The sequence below is a fragment of the Arcicella rigui genome (assembly GCF_034929435.1).
Lineage (GTDB): Bacteria > Bacteroidota > Bacteroidia > Cytophagales > Spirosomataceae > Arcicella > Arcicella rigui.
In genome coordinates, this window is record NZ_JAYFUM010000034.1 from 1 (window position 1) to 22,751 (window position 22,751).

16 protein-coding genes are annotated in these 22,751 nt (G+C 34.7%); 10 read left to right on the forward strand and 6 right to left on the reverse strand.

Annotation, left to right across the window (positions count from 1 at the left end):
* Positions 1-634: 634 nt before the first annotated feature.
* From VB248_RS22035 to VB248_RS22050, 4 genes are all read right to left on the reverse strand, one after another.
* On the reverse strand, positions 635-1,177 hold the full coding sequence (locus VB248_RS22035; protein WP_323299006.1) for an REP-associated tyrosine transposase: 543 nt from the start codon (positions 1,175-1,177) through the stop codon (positions 635-637).
* 130 nt (positions 1,178-1,307) lie between these two features.
* Positions 1,308-2,366: a PKD domain-containing protein gene (locus VB248_RS22040; protein ID WP_323299007.1), complete on the reverse strand. Its 1,059-nt coding sequence runs from the start codon at positions 2,364-2,366 to the stop codon at positions 1,308-1,310.
* 89 nt (positions 2,367-2,455) lie between these two features.
* Positions 2,456-2,902, reverse strand: coding sequence for a hypothetical protein (locus tag VB248_RS22045; RefSeq protein ID WP_323299008.1), 447 nt, complete (start codon positions 2,900-2,902; stop codon positions 2,456-2,458).
* 258 nt (positions 2,903-3,160) lie between these two features.
* Positions 3,161-3,988 carry a hypothetical protein gene (locus VB248_RS22050; protein WP_323299009.1) on the reverse strand — a complete coding sequence of 276 codons (828 nt, stop codon included), beginning with the start codon at positions 3,986-3,988 and terminating at the stop codon, positions 3,161-3,163.
* A gap of 436 nt (positions 3,989-4,424) precedes the next feature.
* Here VB248_RS22050 and VB248_RS22055 point away from each other — a divergent pair, with 436 nt between their 5' ends.
* Complete coding sequence (locus tag VB248_RS22055) at positions 4,425-5,318, forward strand: leucine-rich repeat domain-containing protein (RefSeq protein ID WP_323299010.1); 894 nt, start codon at positions 4,425-4,427, stop codon at positions 5,316-5,318.
* Between the two features lie 45 nt (positions 5,319-5,363).
* On the opposite strand, the gene VB248_RS22060 is transcribed toward VB248_RS22055, so the two are convergent.
* Positions 5,364-6,281 (reverse strand): RluA family pseudouridine synthase, encoded by a 918-nt coding sequence (locus VB248_RS22060; RefSeq protein ID WP_323299011.1) that lies wholly within the window; start codon positions 6,279-6,281, stop codon positions 5,364-5,366.
* Between the two features lie 404 nt (positions 6,282-6,685).
* Here VB248_RS22060 and VB248_RS22065 point away from each other — a divergent pair, with 404 nt between their 5' ends.
* The 6 genes from VB248_RS22065 to VB248_RS22090 all read left to right on the forward strand — a co-directional run bounded on the left by VB248_RS22065 (position 6,686) and on the right by VB248_RS22090 (position 12,172).
* A complete protein-coding gene (locus VB248_RS22065) occupies positions 6,686-7,645 on the forward strand; it encodes a vWA domain-containing protein (RefSeq protein WP_323299012.1) in 960 nt (319 codons plus the stop codon).
* A gap of 101 nt (positions 7,646-7,746) precedes the next feature.
* A complete protein-coding gene (locus VB248_RS22070) occupies positions 7,747-8,436 on the forward strand; it encodes a tetratricopeptide repeat protein (protein WP_323299013.1) in 690 nt (229 codons plus the stop codon).
* 11 nt (positions 8,437-8,447) lie between these two features.
* Complete coding sequence (locus VB248_RS22075; protein ID WP_323299014.1) at positions 8,448-9,629, forward strand: acetyl-CoA C-acyltransferase; 1,182 nt, start codon at positions 8,448-8,450, stop codon at positions 9,627-9,629.
* 82 nt (positions 9,630-9,711) lie between these two features.
* The gene (locus VB248_RS22080; RefSeq protein WP_323299015.1) at positions 9,712-10,656 is read left to right on the forward strand and encodes a phosphoribosylaminoimidazolesuccinocarboxamide synthase; all 945 of its coding nucleotides are present in this window, start codon (positions 9,712-9,714) and stop codon (positions 10,654-10,656) included.
* A gap of 31 nt (positions 10,657-10,687) precedes the next feature.
* Positions 10,688-11,110, forward strand: coding sequence for an STAS domain-containing protein (locus VB248_RS22085; RefSeq protein ID WP_323299016.1), 423 nt, complete (start codon positions 10,688-10,690; stop codon positions 11,108-11,110).
* Between the two features lie 129 nt (positions 11,111-11,239).
* Positions 11,240-12,172: a ribonuclease Z gene (locus tag VB248_RS22090; protein ID WP_323299017.1), complete on the forward strand. Its 933-nt coding sequence runs from the start codon at positions 11,240-11,242 to the stop codon at positions 12,170-12,172.
* On the opposite strand, the gene VB248_RS22095 is transcribed toward VB248_RS22090, so the two are convergent.
* Positions 12,173-14,395, reverse strand: coding sequence for a T9SS type B sorting domain-containing protein (locus VB248_RS22095; protein ID WP_323299018.1), 2,223 nt, complete (start codon positions 14,393-14,395; stop codon positions 12,173-12,175).
* 824 nt (positions 14,396-15,219) lie between these two features.
* Here VB248_RS22095 and gltB point away from each other — a divergent pair.
* The 3 genes from gltB to VB248_RS22110 all read left to right on the forward strand — a co-directional run bounded on the left by gltB (position 15,220) and on the right by VB248_RS22110 (position 22,664).
* A complete protein-coding gene (gene gltB / locus VB248_RS22100; RefSeq protein WP_323299019.1) occupies positions 15,220-19,791 on the forward strand; it encodes a glutamate synthase large subunit in 4,572 nt (1,523 codons plus the stop codon).
* A gap of 120 nt (positions 19,792-19,911) precedes the next feature.
* Entirely contained in the window at positions 19,912-21,402 is a 1,491-nt protein-coding gene (locus VB248_RS22105; RefSeq protein WP_323299020.1) for a glutamate synthase subunit beta, read from the forward strand.
* Between the two features lie 227 nt (positions 21,403-21,629).
* Positions 21,630-22,664 (forward strand): sensor histidine kinase, encoded by a 1,035-nt coding sequence (locus tag VB248_RS22110; protein WP_323299021.1) that lies wholly within the window; start codon positions 21,630-21,632, stop codon positions 22,662-22,664.
* Positions 22,665-22,751 lie beyond the last annotated feature (87 nt).

The following is a 22,751-nucleotide window of genomic DNA, read 5'->3' on the forward strand; positions in this document are numbered from 1 at the left end:
AGATAGTTATAGGTCTTTGTTAAATCGATTTGATACAACTCTTTCAAGTTGGATGGGATTTAACTTTATAGCTTTTATTATCATGGCAATTAAGAAAATTAAAAAGTCAAGATGACTTCGTTATATATTAAATTATCTAGCATATCAACAATGAATAAATTGTTTTCTATTGGAATATAATATCTGACGTTTTCTATTTTCTTTTTCATGGCTTTATATGACTTTGATAAATTTAAAAAAACGACTATCAAGTGATGAAATCAATGTAATTAATTCAGCTTTTGCAAATGGCTGTCTTATATCTAATATATTTTCTGAAGTAAACAAATTTGTTCTAAATGTTACATTTCCCCAAATCAACCCAAAGATTTCCTCTCCTTGTACCGTCAGTTGCTTGGTAGTTTTGTCATATAATAGTCTTTGAAATACTTCTTTGACGTATGATTCTGTTACTGTACCTTTTCGAGCATCAAAGTAATATTCTAAGTCGGCTATGTCATTAATATTATATATATAACATCTGAATTGAGTATAACCCTCGCTTGGCGTAGTGTTCTACACTACGTCAGAGTGAAAGCAATGTTACATTGCAAAAATGCAACGCATTTTAAGTTTGTCGAATTGCAAAACTTTATTAAAGAAAATCTATTTCAATGAGGCTTCTCAATCCTGCATAATTTCTGGCACTACTGTATAACCAATCTTCTGGTTTTTCTACAAAACCTGCTCGCACTGGATTATTATGAATATAATCTAATTTTTGTTTGGTAAAATCTGCTTTGATACATGAAATAGCATGATTTTCATGCGTCCAAAATTGGTAAAAACTACTCCTCACATTACTCCTTGCGGCAAATTCAAAGCGTTTAAGCATCCAATCTTTACGGCTTTCTGGTTCTGTTGCTATCGCCTTTAAAATTTGTGATGCCGTAAATTTCTTAAAATCTCTGATAACATTTGATAAATTAGCTTCCTTTGCCATTGTTAGCAAATGTACATGATTGGTCATTATTACATAAGCATAGATTTGTAAGCCTTTTTCTTTTCTACAATAATCTAAGCTATTAATAATTATGTCTCGATGGTTTTTCCTGCTGAAAACATCCACCCAATCAATTACTTGAAGTGTTAGGTAATAGAGACCAGACTGGTCATAGATTTGATAGCCTTGTGGCATATTCTTAAATAGTTTAGATTAACAAACTTGTAAAATGTGTTGCATTTTTTGCAATGTAACATTGCTATACACTCTGACGTAGTGAAAAACACTAGGCCAAGCAATTTATTTTCTGTTAATTCAAAGGTACTCACAATGTAATAATCCTGTACTTAAATCTCACTTCTCCACTCACATTTTTGAAAGCATGATAATTACAAGTAAGATTTATTTTTGCCGTTACCCAAAAAGCATTTTCGTTCATTTCGGGAATAATCTTTTTTTGTTCAGCAGGCTCAACTTTTAGTACTTCTATTGATTGTGAGCTAATTTCTATAAAGGGTTCTATGCTATCGTCGGTCAAGAAAATATCCCAGACACCTTTTTCTTTTTTCCCGTTTGTTAATGATGAGGCTACCAATTTATATAATTCATCAGCCGAAGGTTTTTGAGCGACATTGAGGGAATGTCTGATGGCTAAACGAATATTAGAAAGTTTGTATGGAAAAATGCCCGAATTGAATATCTGATAATTAAGCGGAACATTATCAGCACTTACAGCTCCAAAAGGCGTAGTTTCACTTTCATTGCTAATAATTTCTTCATTATCAATCTTTAATTTCAAATAACCATTTTCTCGTGCTTCGGCATCTTCGACCTTTATACTTACCGATTTGGTATTCAAACTATTGGTTTGCTGAGTGACAGTATAAGTGGCGTTTAAATCAAAATGTAATATTGGATTTTTCTCCTTGGTAAAATAATACAATTTTGACCAATACTTGCCCTTGATTAATACAGCGTAACCACTCACCAACTGCTCATTCGTCAAATTGGTAACTTGGTATTTGGCTTGTCCGATTTTGGTGATACTAAAATTGGATAATAAATTATTTTTGGCATAATAGTCAATTTTAACCGTCTTTGTTTTGGTATAAGTACGATTTTCTTTGTCAGTAGCCGTAACCGTAATTGAAAATGTGCCATCATCAGCATATTCATACTTGTACTCAGGTGTTTGGATAGCGACGAAGTTTGTGTTTTCAACCCCAAAATTGACCTCATATTTCTCGAAATCAATGCCCGTAGGACTGACACTCACTTTATAGTCATCAACAGTTACAGTAAAATCAAAGGTAGGCTCAACATCTTTGGGCTGACAAGCAACCAATAAAAAGAGGATAGATAGTAGGATTGGGGTAGCTTTCATAGTAGTTGTAAATTTATGTTAATAATGGTAGTTCGAGGTAAAATCAGCACTTAATGATTTTATTTTGTAAATCCACGCAGTTGGGTCTTTCAATAATCATTATCAATACTTTGCATATCTATCTCCTCTTTAAAAGATAGATTTTCTGGTAATTTAAAACCATCAACCCAATAGCGTTCCTCCCAAATAGCACTTGTATCTTTTTTAGGAATAAAAGCTTCATACCAACCTCCATCATTTATAGGATAAGCCTGTAATATTTCAATACTTGGATTCCCCATCCTTGTCCAAACCCTAAGATTATTACCAATTATTTCTTTAAGAATTAATTCGTGTCCTTTAAAGCTGACTTTAACTATAGTGCTATATGCAGCAGAAATATCTCTAATAAGCAAAATTTCATCTGGATATTTATTTTTATCCAATGATATAAAATGGTAATAAGTATATGGAGTATCCCCATGTGCGTATTTACCTAATTTATATTCTTTATCAAGATAAATATAATGTATTTGTGATGGGCGTAATTTAATCATGGTGGTGAATTATTAATAAAACAAAACTGTGGTTGCGGATGTATCGCCCCTAAAAAGGTGGAATTGATTTTACTTTATGCTTATTAAATCTTACTTTATTGTCATTACACATTACTGTATCCAATATTCATTTTACTTTATGCCCATTCAATTTTACTTTTTAATTTTTGAGTTTTACTTTATGAGCTTTACACTTTACGGTATTCAAAAATCATTGTACTTTATGCCTATTCAATCTCACTTTTTGACCATTCCATTTTACTCAAATTTAATCTTGTAAAACTTTGTCGTCGTTTCAAAAGTACCTTCATCCGCAATTACTTTTGCCTTTATCACGACACTTGTGTCATCTATCCATTTAAGGGCAACAGGTGCCCAGTTTCCTCCTTGTATGATAAACTTATTTTTATACTTCCCGTCTTTTATTTCTAACATCTCTAAACCATTGATGTTATAGCCTGACTCTAAATCTTCACAAATTGCCAGTACTTTCTGTTTACTCGGTGAAATGTAGGTTTCGCCTATGGTATATACCTCCTCTCCGTTTGCTTTATTTACCAGTAAAAATGCCACTCCTTCATAGTAATGGATTCTTAACAAATAACTATTGATGTTACTGAAAAAGTGCTGATAGCAATACGCAATATCATTGTCGTTACCCTTATTTCTATTTGTTAAGATTTTCGCTTCACCATTGTCTAATGGTAAAATCAAATTTCTATCTTCTCTTTTAAAGTACTTAGCTTCTGCTGTTTTGGCTAAATACTTTTCTAAGGCCTTACCTGCTTCATAGTAGTTATCATATTGATTAAAGATGCTTTCTCTAACTTTGGCATCTTGGTACAAATCAGATACTTCTACGCTATCAATAGTTTCAACAATTAATTTATAGTTTGGAAATACAAACGTTGTATCACTTAAATTAAGGATTGTATCTATTCTTTCTTTCGGAATCTCAACTGCTTTTCCACCTACTTTCAGCGTATCAAGTTTTTTGACTTTTTCTTTTTCTTCGTCTTTATTAGTGGATGTACTACAAGCGATAATCAAACTTGCTAATACAAAAAAAGGAATTAAAGTTTTCATGTAAGGATTAATTAATATTTACTATAAAGAAATACCTATCAGTAGCACGAGTTTCCAACTCGTAAAGGGCTTTTACGAGTTGGAAACTCGTGCTACTAACTGAAGAGTTACTATATTTTATTAGCTTATCAATTCTTTTAATAATTAGCCTTTTGCCCTATAACAAAGAAAGCCTCATCAACAACACGAAAGCTAAAGAATAGTTTTAGGTGTTGAATTCGTGCTGCAAAACCTAAACAGAAGCCTTGCACAAACATAAAAAAAAGATTGAAGGATTGGAAAAAAGAAATCAGAAATTGTAGATTAAATTATTAAACGGAGTAAATTACTACTGGTTCATTTTCAATTTTTGTAAAATCATAAAACGTATAATTCAAATAATATTAAGAAATAATAACTTAGTAAAAAATCGCCTGCAACATAATAAAACAAGCTTATGAAGAAGTTTTTACTATTGGTCTTAATAGCAGTAACTGTAATTGCATGTAAAACCGATGAGCCTATCATTACAGGACTCGACCAAAATTTCGAAAAATATTTAGTCGATAATAAAATTGACAAAGATGGTATCGTCAATGGTAAAATGAGTTCCTCAGATGCCATTGGAGTTGAAAGCCTATCCCTACAACGCTTAGAAATAAATAGTCTTCGTGGCATTGAAAAATTCCAGGATTTAGTTCATTTACAATGTCATCAAAATAATTTATCCACATTAGATTTGAGTAACAATACAAAGCTTGAAGATGTAGATTGTGAATTAAATCAACTTAGAATCTTAGATTTGGGTGTAAACAACAAGATTAAGTATATAAATTGTTATGCTAATCTCCTTAAATACTTAGATGTTAGCCAATTAAAGAGTTTGCAGCTATTAAATTGTTCGAATAATCAACTACAACAAATAAATATTGGACAAAACGTACAATTCATAGACTTACGTTGTAGCCGCAATCAACTACAAAATGTTGATATTAGCCAATGCCCAAATCTTATTTCTTTAGAATGTTCAGAAAACAAACTTCAAAGTATTGATGTAAGACAAAACAGCAAGATGAAAGATTTGGTTTGTTCAAGCAATCAACTTAAAGTAATAGACATAACTAAAAACCCTGAAATTGACATCTTACATATATCTGACAATCAATTAATTAATCTTGATTTAAGGAGTCAAACTAATCTCAAAAGTTTTTCAAGTACCAAGAATCAAATTAAAACGATATGCGTAAATAATGTTGAAAAAGCAATTGAAAATACTAAAACGGCATATTATACAGGTCTAATTTATCATTGGGAAATAGACCCCAGTACCAGCTTTTCTTTATGCAAATAAATAGCGATACTAAAGCCTATTCAACCTAAAACTGGTTTTATCGCTCTAAAACAAACTCAAAAACTTTTTAGGTACTGCTGTTTCAAAATACATTTCTTCATCGGTAATGGGGTGAACAAAAGAAAGTACCCAAGCGTGAAGCCCGAGGCGACCAATTGGGTCGGTTTTAGCTCCGTACTTTTCATCACCAACAATTGGATGTCCGATGTCTTTCATGTGTACTCTAATCTGATTTTTTCGTCCAGTTTCCAGATTTACTTTTACCAAAGTATTTGTTTCAGTAGCATCCAAAACATCGTAATGCGTGATGGCTTCTCTACCCAAATCTGGATTAGATGTAGAATACACCGTTAGGGCTTTACTCTCTACCAAATAAGAGCGAATTGTTCCCAATGGATATTCTATACTTCCTTCTGTAACAGCCAAATAAGTACGTTGTTGAATAGTTTCGTTCCAAGATTCTTGCAAAAGTTTTTGTACTTTTTCGCTTTTAGCAAACATCATCAAGCCAGAAGTTTCACGGTCGAGGCGATGCACCACAAAAATCCTATTGGCTGGGTCTTGTTTCTTTACGTGGTCGCTGAGAGTACTGTAAGCGTTGTACATTTTTTGTTTTTCGGTAGCAATCGACAAAAAGCCTTCTTGTTTTTCGATAACAATCAAATATTGGTCTTCATAAATAATCGTCAAACCACGATACTTTTGTATTTCTGGAGCTTTTGAACTCTTGATATTGACTTTTTGTCCAACTTTCAAAACATGATTATACTGCGTCACTACTTTGTTATCGACCAAAACTTGCTTATCTCTCAAATAAGATTTGATGTTATGGCGACTTTTGTTGGGCATTTTATTCAACAGAAAAGTAAATAGTTCGGCAGGCTCATTTACCTCAAAAAATACTTCCGTTTTTTTGGGGTCTTTGATTGTATTGGTTTTTGCTTTTTTATCAATATCTTTCATTATTATTTATTTTAATTTAAGCCCAAAGTTTCATCAAGTTATTAAGTACTTGAGTCTTTTAGGAAATACAAAGGTAGGAAAAACATCGGAGCTTTATAGGAATTCCGTTTTCAGCTTCTTGATGATTTAAGTCTTGCTTTTTTACAATTGAATCTTTCCGGATTCAATTTTCGTATTTAATCTACGATAATAATTATGTAATTTCGTAGCATATTTTCATGAAAGTACCTCTCAAAACTTTGTAAGGAACTTCAGCTTTTGTAACTTTATGTGTTAGTTAGATTATGTCGGACACATATTAAAAACAGATAGAGTATTCTAAAAACAGCAATGTATGCTGGTAAATGCTTGATTTTTAGCATAAATATCTATTATTGGGTGCAACTCTGTAACCTTTTTTCAATATGAATTTAACTTCTGACCTTGGGCAAACAGAGCAATGGTTTATCGCTTTTTTCTTCATTTTGTACTTGATATATCTTGGAAGAATTTTTTGGATTGCTAAAAAACTAAGAACAACTGCTCGCTCAAGTATTTTAAAGTTTTTTCTAAGGTCGGCATATTTTAGCTTGATGTTATTAGCTTTGTTGAATCCTTCTTTTGGTGAATTATCAAAAACAGAAAAAGCTGATAGTCGTGATATTTTTTGGGTAGTAGATATTTCAAAATCAATGGATGCTACTGACATTCAACCCAGTAGAATTGAAAAGGCAAAATTTGAAATTGACCGTTATTTGAATCATTTTCCGTTTGATAGAATAGGAATTATTGCGTTTTCAGAGCATCCATTTTTGCTTTCACCACTTACGTATGATAGAAATGCGATTCAATTGTTTATTCCTAAAATCAATACTGGCTTGCTCAGTGAAGGAGGTTCGCAAATAAATGCTTCTTTGGAAATGGCTTTTAAAAGATTACAAAAAGCTAAAGCAAAGAACAGGTCGAAAGTAATTGTACTAATAAGCGATGGCGAATTTTCTGACGAGTATGACCATAACTTAATTGATCAAATCAGAGCAAGTGGCATCAATTTTTTCACGGTGGGAATAGGTACGGAAAAAGGAAGTACTATCAAAGATGGTACGGGTTTAGTAAAAGATTCGGAAGGAAATATCGTTCTGACTAAGCTGAATAATAGTGTACTGAAAAAAATTACGGCTGAAGCAAAAGGAAAATACTTTGAAATTAACAGTATTGCCAATAGTTTGTCGGATATGATGACAGAGATGAATCAAATCAAAAGGACGTATTCGAGTAGCCAAGAGATGAATGTTGCTACAAATAAATATTTTTATTTTCTAATCATTGCATTATTTTTGCTTACAATTGATGTATTCTTCACTGTAAGGACATTTCAATTATAAAATTTTCCAGATTATTGGTCAGTTTGTTTAGTATATTGAAATAGATAAGGTTTTGATTAATTTTATTATTTTTGATTTATCATTTTAAAAAACATTAAACCTTGCTTAACCAATTTGTATTATATATTTTTCTTTGGATACTTGATAATGGCTCTTACACAAAAGTTCAGGTCAGAAATCGAGCAAAAATAGAAGCGATGACAGCTTACAAGAAAAAGAACTACAAAGAGGCTGCTAATCAATTTTATATTTTATCTAAACAATCATTTTTTATACCTCCAGAAGTATCTTTAAATTATGCTCATGCACTTTTTGAATCAAAAGATACTTCCTCAGCTCGAAAAATTTATACCCGATTGAGTGGCTCAAAAGTAGAAAGTTTAACATCGACTACTTATGTTCAATTGGGATTAATATATTGCAATCAAAAAGATACGGCAAAGGCACTATCTCTTTTTAAACAAGCGTTAGTAATTCAGCCAAGCAACGATTTGGCACGCTTTAATTACGAATTATTAAAGAGAAAATACAAATCACAGCCAGAAAATCAGTCGGAATCTCCTTTACCAAAGAGCCACAAAACACCTCCAAAACCTCCAACTCAAGAACAAGTAGAAGTTGCCAAAAGCAATTCTCAACAAGAGTTACTAAAGACCTTGAAAAACTATGGTTTAACACCAGAGAAAGCCAGAATGATTTTGGATGCGATGAAAAATAGCGAAATACAATATATCCAACAACGTAAATTAATCACTAAAACCCCTAATATAAAAACAAAGCAAAACTGGTAAGAACCACAATTATGAACACACAAGAAGTTTATATTATCTCGGCAGCAAGAACGCCAATTGGAAGTTTTGGAGGAGCATTATCAAGTCTTTCTGCCACTGAATTAGGAAGCTACGCTATCAAAGGTGCTATACAAAAAGCAAAAATCAATCCTGAAATTGTAGAAGAAGTATTGATGGGCAATGTAGTATCTGCCAATGTTGGCCAAGCCCCTGCCCGCCAAGCAGCTTTGGGTGCTGGATTATCTAACAATGCTCGTTGTACTACCATCAACAAAGTTTGTGCTTCTGGTACTAAAGCTATTATTTATGCGGCACAAAGTATTATGCTTGGGCTGGCTGACGTAGTAGTAGCAGGTGGTATGGAAAGTATGTCCAACGCTCCATTTTATGTTCCGAATGCTCGATTTGGATATAAGTATGGTTCTGCTTCATTAATTGATGGACTTGAGAAAGATGGGCTAATGGACGCTTACGAAAATACAGCGATGGGTTTTTTCGCAGACAGAACTGCCCGTAAGTATGGTATCAGCCGTGAAGCTCAGGATAACTACGCTATCGAATCTTACAAAAAAGCAGCAGAAGCTACTGAAAAGGGATACTTCAAGGATGAAATTATTCCCATAGAAATTACTACTAAAAAAGGTACTGTTGTTGTTTCTGAGGACGAAGAATATAAAAATGTAAGGTTTGAGAAAATCCCTCAATTGAAACCTGCTTTTGAAAAGAAAGGAACAGTTACAGCGGCTAATGCTTCTACCTTAAACGACGGTGCTTCTGCCTTGGTTTTAATGTCGAAAAAGAAAGCTGATAAATTGGGGCTTCTTCCGATTGCAAAAATTATTGGTTTTGCCGATGCCGAGCAAGAACCTCAACTCTTCACTACCACTCCTACCATTGCCGTACCAAAGGCAATCAAAATGGCTTCATTAATCAAAGAAGAAATAGATTATTTTGAAATCAACGAAGCTTTTTCTGTTGTACCTTTAGCCTTTGAAAAAATCATGGATATTCCACACAAAAAAGTGAATATTTATGGCGGTGCTGTGGCGTTGGGGCATCCACTCGGAGCATCAGGTGCAAGAATCGTGACTACTTTGATTTCAGTATTGAAGCAAAAAGGGGGTCGTTATGGAGCAGCAGGCATTTGTAATGGTGGCGGCGGTGCTTCTGCTATCGTTATTGAAAGAATGTAAGTTTTAATTTTTATAATTTTACACAGATTATTTTTATTAATATTTTATTGATAACAGTGGCTTGCCACACACTAAACACGTAATGAACGTAATAAAAAACACAAATTTTAGTTTTCCAAACCAAACTAATTTTTACAAAGGTAAAGTCAGAGATGTATATTCCTTTGAAAATCTGTTGGTAATGGTTGCATCTGACAGAATTTCTGCTTTTGATGTAGTATTGCCAGAGGCGATTCCTTTTAAAGGACAAGTACTCAACCAAATCGCTGAACATTTCTTAAATGCTACCCGAGACATTGTTCCGAATTGGTTACTTGCAAGCCCAGACCCTAATGTGAGTGTTGGACTAAAATGTGAAACCTACCCAGTAGAAATGGTTGTCAGAGGATATTTGGCAGGCCATGCTTGGCGTACTTACAAAGCTGGATTGCGTACTTTATGCGGTGTAACACTGCCGGAAGGCTTGAAGGAAAATGATAAATTGCCTACGCCAATCATTACTCCCACCACTAAAGCACATGAAGGACATGATGAAGATATTTCAAGAGAAGAAATTCTTGCGAAAGGTTTAGTGCCTGAAGATGAGTATGTTCAACTCGAAAATTATACTTTAGCACTCTTTGCCAAAGGTACTGAAATGGCGGCAGAACAAGGTTTAATTTTAGTGGATACTAAGTATGAATTTGGAAAAAAAGATGGACAAATCACTTTAATTGACGAAATCCACACGCCAGATTCATCACGTTATTTTTATGCCGAAGGTTATCAAGAACGCCAAGACAATAACCAGTCACAAAAACAACTCTCTAAAGAGTTTGTTCGTGAATGGCTAATTGCTAATGGTTTCCAAGGAAAAGAAGGACAAGTTGTACCAGAAATGTCTGAAGAATGGGTAAATCAAATTTCTGAACGTTATATTGAATTATTTGAACAAGTAACAGGTAAAAAATTTGTTAAAAACATTTCAGAGAATATTCTGAGCCGAGTTGAGGAAAACGTAAATAACTACTTAAAATCTTTGAACTAATTATCAAAGTTTAACCCGAAATTTTAAATATATGGAATTTAAGGTAGAAAAAAACGAGCAGTATGCTCTAATCGAACTTAAAGAAACAGCTTTAACACAAGAAAACTACGCTGATTTAGAAAAAATTGTCCGTCAGCTTTTTCGTGAAGGTTATGGCAACATTATTATTGAATTTAATAAAGTAACTGTTTTAGACGGTTATGGCGTATCAGTAATCAGAAAAGCAAATAAAATTTGTTTGAATGAATTAGGTCTTTTAATTATTGTAACGAAAAATCAAGAAATTATCGACCAATTAGATGCTGCCAAAATTGATGAATTGACCGTTATGCCTACGGTTCAAGAAGCAGTAGATGCTGTTTATTTGAATGAATTAGAGAACGATTTTCAATCTGACGAAGACGATGAGTACGACCATGGCGAATACGGTGGTGCGTCGGATGATGATTATTAATAATTTATTTTTGAGGAGGTCTTTCAAATGATGACCTCCTCAAAACAAAAAATACTTCGAAGGCGTTATGATTTTAGTAAGCATTTTGCCTACTAAACAATCTGTTCAACATTACAATCCACTAATAATTTGAGTTTTCAGCTTACTATCTTAGGAACGGGGTCGGCTTCACCTGTATTGACAAGAAACCCTACTGCTCATCATCTACAAATTGAGCAAGAAGGTTATTTGATTGATTGTGGCGAAAATACACAGCATCAATTATTACTCTTTAAAATCAGAACCACAAAACTCAAATATATTTTTATTTCCCACTTACACGGCGACCATTTCTTTGGTTTGATTGGTTTACTTTCAACCTTAAATATGCACCGAAGAATTGATGACCTTTGTATTTTTGGTCCAAAAGGTCTCAGTGAAATTATTACGCTTCAACTCAAGTACTCAGATACTCGTCTGAATTTCAACATTAAATTTATAGAAACAGATACAGAAAAGTCGTACTTACTTTTCGAAAACGAGTATGTATCTGTCACTACTATTCCTCTTGTGCATCGAGTACCTTGTTGTGGATTTTTGTTTCGTGAGAAAAAAAGAAAAAGAAAAATCGTTAAAGAAACGAAACCGAATGATTTAGACTTTGAAGAAATCAAGGCTTTAAAAGATGGTAGAGACATTCTTAACCCCGACGGTTCTATAAAATACAAAAACGAAGATTATACCCTTCCTTCAACAAAAAGTTGTAGCTATGCTTTTTGTTCGGATACGCAGTATTACGAGCCTATCATAGACATTGTTAAAAATGTAGATGTACTTTACCATGAAGCTACATTTTTACATGAGTTAATGCCAAGAGCTACTCAAACCTTTCATGCTACTACCAAACAAGCCGCTACCATTGCTAAAAAAGCAAAGGTTGGCAAGCTTATAATTGGGCATTACTCCTCTCGTTACAAAACTTTAGATGCACATTTGGCAGAAGCACGTGAAGTGTTTCAAAATACTTATTTAGCTGTTGAAGGAGAAGTACACAAAATCAGAGATTCGAAAGCTAAAGATTAATTATCGTACTAAATTAATCCAACCTTTAAATTCTTTATTGGTAAATTTCAGCAAGTAATAATACTCTGCTGAGGCATTTTCGCCTCCTGTCCATCTGAAATTTCGGTCAGTTGATTCATAAACTTTGTCGCCCCAACGACTAAAAATTTGGATGTATTCAAATTTTTCAAAACAATTGTTTTCGGGTAAATCCTCAATGGCAAAGTAATCGTTTTTACCGTCTCCGTTTGGCGTAAAAATATTGACTGGCTTGAATGAATCAAAAGCAATTGCTTTACTTTTTAAAGTAATGGTAACCGCTACGGTATCAAAACGATTTGGATTACAAGAATTATCTTCGGTAACAAAGTTGACGACATAACTGGCTTGTTCTTTTCCATTCAGTAAACTACAATCTATTTTCCATTGAAAAGGATTAATGATTTTCCCTACTCCATTTTTGTCAGTCCAAACAGCTCCTAATTTTTTAAAATCAAATCCTTGTGCCTGAGCATACAGTTTTAATGGATTTGTATCAGGGTCTTGGGCAATTACATCAAAATCTACCGTTTGAGCAGCCTTTCCATCTATAATTAATTCGATTTGATTTTTCGCCAAAGAAGTAACCACATTAGGTGATTGATTATCGGTAGGAAGTGTTTTTAAATTTACACTAATACTATCTCGAAGATTTCTACCACAACGATTATCAATAACAATAAAATCTACCACATAATCTTCATTTCTCAATGCCGTACAAACTGGAGTCCAAGAAAAAGGACTTGTAATTTTGCCAACGCCACTCACATTCCCAAAACTCATTCCAACCTGTGCAAGATTAAAGCCTCTACCACGTGCAATGATTTTGATACTATCGTTATCAATGTCTGTTCCGAATAAATTGAACTTCAATAATTGGTTGATAACAGTTTCGGCTTTGAGGTTTTTCAAATCAGTACTTATCACAGGACGATTATTTGCTTCTGGCTCAACAATTACATTTACTTTCAAAGTACTAACCAAAGCCTGCGGACAACCGTCGTCAGAAGCAAGTACATTAAAAACAAGAGGTTTCCCATCAAAACTGGCTGTACATTCATCAAAGCAAAGTGTTGCTCTTAAAGTATCTTTTGATGAATTGGTTTGTAAAGTAGTGGGGCTAATTGTATATGAACCAGAAAAATTGATTGGTTCTATCGCCAATTTCAAAAATTGCTCAGGGTCAATATCGGTAACTAATAAATTGAGGCATTTCTGCTCGTTTGCTTTAAGCGTTATTGTTTTGCTGGAATCATAAAAACCAGACTCACCTTTAATTTTCAAATAGCTTTGAGGCGGATTATTGATGGCACAATCTATTACTTTCAGCTGAAAGTCTCTTCTAACCTCTCCGATCTTCACTCCTTTTCGATACTCTTCTACCAAGACACAAAAAACATAAAGTCCTAATACATCAGTCGTCACAGAAAGTTGTCCGTTTCTTGCATTTACCTTCAACGGTTGTGGCCCCGGAATTACATTAGAAGTGCTATAACCCGTTTGCCAACGCACCAGTGGATAGCTACTTGTACCAGTAGGAAAATCAGGACGAGGGTTAAGCGTTGATGAATAGCCGTTATACGGAGTAACCAAACTATAAACCAAACTATCGCCATCGGCGTCAGTTGCTCCAAAATCAAAAACAAAAGGACGGTTTCTACAAATATAGTCGCCAGTAAGTACTTTAAAACTTGGGGAAGAATTCGGAAAAAGGTTTCCATTTTGCCTTAAAGCAGGAAAAGACAAGTAAAAAACAGAACCAGCAGATTCAGGATTTTGAATATTTGTAATGACATTATTTCTACAACAACGCTCCCAAGCGATATAATAGCCCTGCGAATCTGTATATAAATTGGGATCTAAATACACCAAAGCACTGTATCTCAAAAACCTTGTCCGCACAGAATTATTTTGAGCACAATCAGGATTTGAGAAACCTATCAAACTATCAGTAACAATAGGTAAAGTAGCAAAGCTTATCAAAATGTTGTCTTTTTTGCTGAAAATTCCCACACGCACAAACAAATCTTTTGCTCCAGCATTGCCATTGATGTCGTCAAAGTAAAGGTTTAGACTTAATCGGTGCGACACACTCAATTGATTATTAACAACTTGCAATTCTATTTCTCCTCCAACAATGTGTGTAGCACGAACTTGAAAGAGAAAAACAAGCGAAATTAAGGCAGACAATAAAGTTATTTTCATAAAATAAGACCAATGCTAAAATGGAAAATTCATAAAAAAATTAGGATGAAATTAATCATAACGCTTTAATCACTACGACAGCCATTTGAAGAAAAGAGTTGTCTCGGGAAAGAAGATTAATTACTAAGTTTCTAACTTTAAACGAATACTAAATATAAACATTATGCAATAATAAGTTAAGTAAATACTAAATATTATGAATCCCAAATATATGTTGTTAATAATGCTTAAAATCCATAGAAACTATACAAATAACGTATATACTTATATTTCAACAAAACTGTTACACAGAAGTAGTTAAATAGCCTCAAAAAGCCTTAAAACGAGTTTTTTTGTTAAAATTTCTAACTTTTTCAAAAAAAAGTAAAAAATTAACGTTTTTCGTTTTTTTCCAATTTTAAGCTTTAATTTTTGTCTTAAATCAAAAAAAAAGTGTCAAAATAAGTAAATAAGGTTTTAAAATATCTTATTTTTAGCAATTAGTATTCATATAAGGCAAATAATTGACAAATTGAATACTAATCCGAAATTGCATTTAAGCAAGATATAATTTTACGAATTCTTGAAATTGTATTATTCAGATGATTATTCGGCGAAATGCTATTTTTTCCAAAGAATTTCTTGTATATCTTTGTAATAACAAAACAGACAAGCATACAATCCCCAATTTTCACAAAGTTTCAAGAAACAAAAACCATAGATAATTTTATAATTTTTAATTTACCAAGCGTTTTTCTAACAAATTTCCAATATTCAAGTAAAACAATTGCCACTAACATACAATTAAGTTCTCTGTTAGTAAATATTAAAACAGACCCATTACCATGACTAATTTCGACAATAAAGGTTTGTACCGTAAAGAATTCGAGCATGACGCTTGTGGAATCGGCTTCGTAGCGAATATGAAAGGGCGTAAATCGCACAAAGTAGTTGCGGATGCAATTCAGATGCTTATTCGTATGGACCACCGTGGTGCGTGCGGCTGTGACCCTAATTCAGGTGACGGTGCAGGTATTTTACTTCAAATTCCTCACGAATTCTTTTTGGAAGAATGTACTAAATTGGGTATTGATTTACCTGCTGCACAAGAGTATGGTGTAGGTATGACTTTCTTTCCACAAGATGAAAACATTCGTGAAGAATGTAAGGCAATCATTGCACGCAAAGCCAAACGCTTAGGTTTAGAAATCTTGGGCTATCGTGTTGTACCATGCGATAATTCTGAAATTCAAGGAGCGGAATCAGGAAATACAGAGCCGCAGATGGAACAAATGTTCGTCAAACGTCCAGCATCGATTACAGATGAATTGGAGTTTGAACGTAAACTCTATGTTTTCCGCCAGTACACGGCAAGAATTATTAACGAGACGGTTAAAGGGTTAGACAATAAGTTTTACTTTGCTTCGCTATCGTCACATACTATCATTTATAAAGGTATGTTGACGACTATGCAAGTACCTGGATATTTTGATGATTTGAAACGTGACGAATTTACTTCGGCTTTGGCTATTGTTCACTCTCGTTTCTCAACAAATACTTTCCCAGAATGGAAATTAGCTCAACCATTCCGTTTCATCGGTCACAATGGTGAGATTAATACTGTAAAAGGAAATGCAGCTTGGATGCAAGCTCAGTCTGCTTTGTTTGAATCTGAATTCTTCACCAAAGAGGAAATGGAAATGATTTTACCTATTTGTCAATTAGGTCAATCAGATTCAGCCATTTTGGATAATGCCATTGAATTGTTATATATGAGCGGACGCTCGCTTCCACACGTGATGATGATGTTGATTCCTGAAGCGTGGGATGGTAACGAACAAATGGAGCAGTATAAAAAAGATTTTTATGAGTACCACGCTGCCATTATGGAACCTTGGGATGGGCCAGCTTCTATTTCATTTACTGATGGTAAAATTATTGGTGCTACTTTGGATAGAAACGGTTTGCGTCCATCTCGTTATTGGGTAACTGATGATGATTTCGTAATCATGGCTTCTGAGGCGGGTGTATTGGATATTGACCCTGCTAAGATTGTTTCAAAAGGTCGTTTACAACCGGGAAAAATGTTCGTAGTGGACATGGAAGCTGGTCGTATCATTCCTGATGATGAATTGAAAGAAAAAATTTGTCAGCAACAACCTTATGGTGAATGGTTGAAATCAAACAAAATCAAAGTTGAAGATTTACCAGCGGCTGGTTCAGAATACCGTACTCCATTTGAACGTGAATTATTATTACGTCAGCAAGTATTCGGTTTTACGACTGAAGACTTACGTGTGATTCTTGCACAAATGGTTGAAACAGGTAAAGAAGCTTTGGGTTCAATGGGTGTAGATACTCCATTGGCCATTCTTTCTGACCAAGCACAGCATTTATCATATTATTTCAAACAATTATTCGCACAAGTAACAAACCCACCAATCGACTCAATTCGTGAGCGTACTGTAATGTCATTATTATCAGACATTGGTGGTTTGAAAAACTTGTTAAAAGAATCTCCAGAACACTGTCGTCAGATTGAAATTCGTCAACCAGTACTTACGAATAGCGAAATTGAAAAGATTCGTTGGATAGACCACAAGAACTTCCAAACTAAATCTATTCATGCTACTTTCCGTGCTACGGGTGAAAAAGGTCAATTAAAAAGAGCATTAGACAGAATTTGTCAGTATTCAGAAGATGCTGTTGATGATGGCTATGCTATTATTTTATTGACAGACAGAGGAGTAGATTCATCTCATGCACCAATTCCTTCACTTTTGGCTGTAAGTGCTGTTCATCATCACTTGAACCGCCAAGGTAAAAGAGCTAAAGTTGGCTTAATTGTAGAAGCAGGTGATGTTTGGGAAACACATCATTTTGCCACTTTGATTGGCTTCGGTGCATCTGCTGTGAATCCATACATGGCTTTTGAGACAATCAAAGGCATGAAAGAAAAAGGCATTTTGCAAGTTGATTACCCTTATGAAAAACTTCAAGCCAACTATATCAAAGCTGTTAATGGTGAGTTATTGAAGATTTTCTCTAAAATGGGAATTTCAACTTTACAATCTTATCAAGGAGCTCAAATTTTCGAAATCGTAGGTTTAAGTAAAGACGTTGTTGATACTTATTTCTCTCGTGCTATTTCAAGAATCGGTGGTATTGATTTGGAAGGAATTGCCAAAGAAGCTTTAATCAAGCATAGAAATGGCTATCCAGAATTGCCAGTAGCAAATCCAAAATTAGAAGTTGGAGGTATTTATCAATGGAAACAACGTGGCGAAGCTCACTTGTTTAATCCTGAGACAATCCACTTATTGCAACAATCAACGAAGAATAATAACTACCAGTTATACAAGAAGTACTCTAAATTAATTGATGACCAATCTGAAAAAGCAATGACACTCCGTGGATTGCTAAAATTCAAAAAAGGAAAATCAATTGATATTAGCGAAGTAGAACCAGTTGAAAACATTTTCAAACGCTTTGCCACAGGTGCAATGTCGTTCGGTTCGATTTCTTATGAAGCTCATACAACATTAGCGATTGCGATGAACCGCATCGGTGGTAAGTCAAACTCTGGAGAAGGTGGTGAAGACCCAATCCGTTTTACTCCGCTTGCTAATGGTGATTCAATGAACTCGGCAATCAAGCAAGTAGCGTCTGGTCGTTTTGGTGTTACTGCCAATTACTTGACAAATGCTTCTGAATTGCAAATCAAGATGGCTCAGGGTGCTAAACCTGGAGAAGGTGGACAGTTGCCAGGTCATAAAGTAGATGATTGGATTGGAAAAACTCGTCACTCAACACCGGGTGTTGGTTTGATTTCTCCACCACCTCACCACGATATTTATTCTATCGAAGACTTAGCACAATTGATTTTCGATTTGAAAAATGCTAACCGTCAGGCAAGAATTTCTGTAAAATTAGTTTCAGAAGCGGGTGTAGGTACTATTGCAGCAGGTGTTGCTAAAGCTCATGCTGACCATATTTTGATTGCTGGACACGATGGTGGTACTGGAGCATCTCCACTTTCATCAATCCGTCATGCTGGTTTACCTTGGGAACTTGGTTTAGCAGAAGCACATCAAACATTGGTGAAAAATAAATTACGTGGACGTGTTACAGTACAAACTGACGGTCAAATCAGAACTGGTAAAGACCTTGCCGTAGCAGCTTTATTAGGTGCTGAGGAATTTGGTGTAGCTACTGCTGCTTTGGTTACTGCTGGTTGTATCATGATGCGTAAATGCCATGTGAATACTTGTCCAGTTGGTGTTGCAACACAAGACCCTCGTCTGAGAGCCTTGTACACAGGACACCCAGACCACGTAGTGAATTTATTTACATTCTTGGCAACTGAACTCCGTGAGATTATGGCTGAATTAGGTTTCAGAACTGTAAACGAAATGGTAGGACAAGCTGATAGATTAGAGATGAAAGAAGCTTTGAGCAACTGGAAACTCAAACATTTAGATTTATCTCCAATTTTGTATAAACAACCAATGTCATTAGACGTAGCTTTATACAAACAAGAAGACCAAGACCACGGTTTACAAGACCAAATCGACTGGAAGTTGATTGAAATTGCCAAACCAGCTCTTGAAAATGGAGAAAAAGTAACTGGCGAAATTGAAGTAATCAACGTGAATCGTACTATCGGAACGATGTTATCAAACGAAATCACGAAAGTTTACGGAGCTAAAGGCTTACCAAATGATACTATCCATGTGAAGTTTAAAGGTACTGCTGGTCAGTCTTTCGGAGCATTCTCTGTAAATGGTATTACTTTTGAATTAGAAGGAGACTCTAATGACTATATCGGAAAAGGTCTTTGTGGTGCAAAATTAATTGTATATCCAAGTAAGAAAGCAACATTCAATCCTGCTGAAAATGCAGTAGTGGGTAACGTTTCATTCTATGGTGCAACTTCTGGTGAAGCATATTTAAGAGGTATGGCAGGTGAACGTTTCTGTGTGCGTAACTCTGGTGCAAAAGTAGTAGTTGAAGGTATCGGTGACCACGGTTGTGAGTACATGACTGGCGGTTTGGTAGTTATCTTAGGAGAAACTGGTCGTAACTTCGGTGCAGGTATGTCTGGTGGTATCGCTTATATTTGGGATAAAAAAGGTGACTTTGCTCCTAAGTTAAACAAAGAAATGGTATCTATTGAGGCTCTAACTGTTGAAGATGAAAATATATTGAAGATGTATGTAGAACAACATTTACAATATACTGATTCTGACACTGCTAAAACTGTTCTTGATAATTGGGCAACAACTTTACCACAATTTGTGAAAGTAATGCCTCAAGATTTCAAAAATGCTCTTGCTTCTCGTAACGTAAGTGTAGCAGAGGTTTTAGAAAATAAAGATGTTGTTTACAAAGATATTCAGGTAGAAATTGCACATTAATATCATTTGAAAATTTGAAAATCCTTGATTTGAGAAGCTCAAATCAAGGATTAAACATCAAAACTGATGTGAACATTATACTTCAAATTTTCAAATCCTCAAATTTTCAAATTCAAAACAATGGGAAAACCAACAGGATTTTTAGAGGTTACAAGAGAAACTCCAAAGAAAAGACCCGTAGCAGAACGTGTCCAAGACTATAAAGAAATTGATATTGATTTTACTACTGATAAAGTAAAATCGCAGGCAAGCCGTTGTATGGATTGTGGCGTACCTTTTTGCCACAATGGTTGTCCACTTGGAAATATTATTCCAGAATTTAACGATGCCGTTTATGACCAAAACTGGGCTTATGCGTATGAGATTCTTTCTTCTACCAATAATTTCCCAGAATTTACAGGTCGTATTTGTCCAGCACCTTGCGAGTCTGCTTGTGTATTGGGTATCAACAAGCCACCTGTTACGATTGAGTATATCGAAAAATCTATCATAGAGTACGCTTTTGGAAACGGTTTAGTAAAACCAAATATTCCAACTAAACGTACTGGTAAAAAAGTGGCGGTTGTTGGTTCTGGTCCTGCTGGTTTGGCTTCTGCGGCTCAATTAAATAAAGCTGGTCATACAGTAACGGTATTTGAACGTGCTGATAGAATTGGCGGACTTTTACGTTATGGTATTCCAGATTTCAAATTAGAAAAATGGGTTGTTCAACGTAGAGTTGAAGTAATGCAAGAAGAAGGTATCATCTTCAAGACTAATACTAATGTTGGCGTTGACATCAAAGCAGATGATTTGTTAGAAGATTTTGATTTAGTAATTCTTTCTGGTGGTTCAACTGTACCAAGAACTTTAGGCATTCCAGGGTCTGATTTGAAAGGAATTTACCCAGCAATGGAGTTCTTATCTCAGCAAAATAAAAGAGTATCAGGCATTGAACGTCAAGTAAACCACGCTGGTAAGCCTTACACAATGGGCGAACTTTATGCAACAGATAAAAATGTTGTTGTAATTGGTGGTGGTGATACTGGTTCTGACTGCGTAGGTACTTCAAACCGTCATAAAGCAAAGTCTATTACTCAAGTTGAAGTAATGCCTATGCCTCCAAAAGAAAGAGCATCTCAAACTCCATGGCCAAACTGGCCAATGATGTTACGTACCTCTACTTCACACGAAGAAGGTGCAGACCGTCACTGGTCAATTGCAGTAAAAGAATTTGTTGGAGATGCTGATGGAAACTTAAAAGGTATTAAAATCGCTGATATTGTGATGGAAGTTGTTGATGGGAAAGCTCAACAAGTACATACTAACGAGCGTGAAATTCCAGCAGAATTAGCATTAATTGCAGCAGGTTTCTTGCATCCTCAACACGAAGGTTTGTTAGCTCAATTACAAGAAAAAGGATTAGAATTCGATGAAAGAGGTAATGTTAAAGCTACCAACTATCAAACCTCTGTAGAGAAAGTTTTTGCAGCTGGCGATATGCGTAGAGGACAATCTTTAGTAGTTTGGGCTATTTCAGAAGGTAGAGAAGCTGCACGTGCTGCTGATATTTACTTGATGGGAGAATCTGTTTTAGAAGCTAAAAATGTTTCAAGTTTTGCCGTAGCATAATACTTGAATACTCATATCAAAGCCGTCATTTTCAATAAAATGACGGCTTTTTTTTCATCTCTCAAGCATTAATTTCTTTAATAAATTGGCTTTTTTTCGGCAATATATTCTATAAAGAGATTGTTTTTTTATCTTTAAGGTAAATTTCAGCACCATTATTCTTTATAGTACATTCTTTGTGCAAATCAACCCTTGTCTGTCACATAACTTTTTAAGCTCTGCAATTTATGAATCACAAACGCATATATTGGATTATGCACATTTCATGTTGGCTACTAATTGCCAAAATGGCTCTAAAATATAGCCTATTGGTAATCAATAACTATCATCCAGCACTTCAATATTTCTCTGCGGTTTTTATTTTTGGAGTTGTATCTACTCATTGCTACAAGCTTATTGTAGATAAGTACCAAACCGATAATATTTCTATTCAAAAATTTTTACTTTTTCCTATCATTGGTAACATTGTGGTTGGTTTGTTATTTCTCATAGTCGATTCTCAGTTTACTGACCCCGAATACAAAGCGAAAAATTATACTGATTTCAGTAGTTACTTTAGTTTGTATTTAGATGATTTTTGGGTGATTACCCCGTGGTTTTTCTTTTTTCACTTCCTCAGATACGCCGCTCAAAAGCAAATCATCAACGAGCGGTTTGTGTCAATGGAAAAAATGATTATCGCTGCTGAATTAGAAACACTCAAAACACAATTGCATCCTCATTTTTTCTTCAATGCACTGAATAGTATCAAAGCCTTGATGATTATCGACCACGAACAAGCAAGAAGTGCGGTAGACCAACTTTCTGATTTACTTAGACTTTCACTGAATATTGGACAATCACCAGAAGTACGTATTTCCGAAGAGCTAAAACTTTCAAAGGCTTATCTTTTTTTAGAAAAAATCCGATTTGACAAAAGACTACAATATACCATTGACGTAGAGGAAGGCTTATCTCATAAAATGATCATTCCGATGTCAATAAGTACTTTGATTGAAAATGCCATCAAACATGGTATTGCCAAACAGAAAGCAGGTGGTGATGTTTCAATAAAAATTTTTCAAGAAGATAATTTTATAAAAATTCAGGTTAGTAATTCTGGTACATTTACCCCCGAACCACAAAAGAATGACGGTGGAATTGGTTTGAGTAACCTAAAAAAAAGAGTAGAGTTAAAATATAAAGGCGAAGCCTCTCTTGAAATAAAAGAAATCGACAGTCGTGTTGTGGCTTTACTCTGTATTCCAGTTGCTAAAGTGTAAGTATGATTATTATGCTTGCCTAAAATAGGTTGACATCCACTTCAACTTAATTATGACAAATCCAGTAAATCTCTGAATTAAAAGCCC